1 protein-coding gene is annotated in these 1,988 nt (G+C 64.9%); it reads right to left on the minus strand.

Annotation, left to right across the window (positions count from 1 at the left end):
• Window positions 1-52: 52 nt before the first annotated feature.
• Window positions 53-1,513: a group II intron reverse transcriptase/maturase gene (gene ltrA / locus ABD225_RS18590; protein WP_344089194.1), complete on the minus strand. Its 1,461-nt coding sequence runs from the start codon at window positions 1,511-1,513 to the stop codon at window positions 53-55.
• Between the last annotated feature and the right edge of the window lie 475 nt (window positions 1,514-1,988).

Here is a 1,988-nt window from a genome sequence, read left to right on the forward strand (position 1 = left end):
GAACCCGGCGTGCGATTCTCACCGCACCGGGCTCTCCACGAGTGGTTGTTGTTCAGCCAGTGGTGGCTGTCGGTGTCCATGGGGTCGGGATCTGGTAGCCGCGGTAGCGGTACCGGATGACGGGGACGCTGGCTGCGCCCTTGAACCTGATCCCATCGACGGCGAGCCGCCAGGTACCGGGCAGGCAGAACCTGCGCCGGAGTTCTGGCCAGCCGATGCGGTGCTTCTTCCGTAGCCATGCCGTGATCCGCTCCCACGTGTAGGAGTCGATCGCGGAGAACGTGGCCTTGGACACGCCGTGTCGGAAGTAGTTGGCCCACCCTCGTAGCACCCGACCCAGGTAGTCCAGAAGGTACCCGGGGTCGTGGTGCAAGGTCGCCCTGTAGGTCATGGTCTTCACCCGGCTCTTGATCGAGGCGATCGCCTTCTTCGAGGGCTTGGTGTACACGAACCACTTGTTGCTGCCCCGTTTCCGCATCCGTTGGATGTGAAAGCCGAGGAAGTCGAAGCCGTGGTCGATGTGGACCACGCGGGTCTTCTCCGGTGACAGTCGCAACCCCATCGGGGCCAGCACGTGCGCCACCTCGTTGAGCAACTGCTCGGCGTGTTCGCGCTGCCCGGTGACCAGGATGACGAAGTCATCCGCGTACCGGACCAGACGGTAGTTCGCCTTGCCTTGTCGCTTCCGGCGCTGTCGGCAGACCTCGCTCGCCATCTGCTGGTCCCACTTCGACATGAAGTGCTCATCCAGCACCGACAACGCTATGTTCGCCAACAGCGGGGACAGGATCCCGCCCTGCGGGGTGCCGGTGTGCGTCGCCTCGCGGGTGCCGGTGGTGGTCATCACCCCGGCCTTGAGAAACGCCTTGACCAGCCCCAGCACTCGCTTGTCGCCAATCCTTGCCCGGACCCGGTCCATCAACGCGACGTGATCGATCATGTCGAAACACGCCTCGATGTCGGCCTCCACCACCCAGTGGTAAGACTTGGTGGTGAAGTGGTGGATCTCGGCAATGGCGTCCTGCGCGCGCCGGTTCGGCCGGAAACCGTACGAGCACGGCGCAAAGTCCGCCTCGAAGATCGGTTCCAACACCAGTTTCAGAGCAGCCTGCACCACCCGGTCCGTCACGGTCGGGATCCCCAACGCGCGCAGTTTCCCGCTCGCCTTGGGGATCATCACCTGACGTACCTCGACCGGGCTGAATGTCCGCGACCGTAACTGGTCACGGACATGCTGCAGGAACTCCTCGACCCCGAACCGAGAGACGATCGCAGCCACCGTGGCCCGATCGATCCCGGCCGTCCGTGCCCCGACGTTGCCCGCGACGCGTTGCCACGCCACGACCAGGAACGCCGGATCACAGACCAGGTTGTACAGGTCGTCAAACCGGCGACCGGGATCCCCGGCCGCCCAACAATGCAGCTTGGCCTGCATCCTCCGTACCGTCACCTGCGCCCAGTCATGCTCGGGCCAGATCACGGCGCCGGTATTCACCAGCGCATCTTCGGACATCACAGTTCCTCCTTGCTTCCTCCCGCTGCCGCCCTTCCCCATGCGACCGGCTCTCCCGGCCTCGGAGTACTACGGCGGCTCCGCCCCACCTGCGACCTTCAGCCGGCAACGGGCCTATCCCCTTCAAGAAGAGGAACAGTCACAGGTGGTTCCCACGTTCACTGTTGTTCGGTCAACGGGCGAGGTGCCCGGCTTTGCCCCTGCGGTCTCGTCGTGGCTACGCCGCAGGCCTTCACCACGACCTGCCAGGCCCGGCACATGTCACCGTCCTGACAGTTCCCCGCCCCCGACACCCGCCTGGCTAGCAGGCGCGGAGGAAGGTACGCACCGCACACCAGCCCAGATCCACCGGGTTCGAGCTGGTCGACGATGAAGAGGTCTTACGACACCGGTTCCTTGCGTACACCTTCCCGTCTTGCTCACCAGGCACGGCCCGTCCGGTAGTGCCGAACCGTCCTGACTTTGTCGCGGCTGC

The organism is Nostocoides veronense (genome assembly GCF_039531185.1).
Taxonomy (GTDB): domain Bacteria; phylum Actinomycetota; class Actinomycetes; order Actinomycetales; family Dermatophilaceae; genus Nostocoides_A; species Nostocoides_A veronense.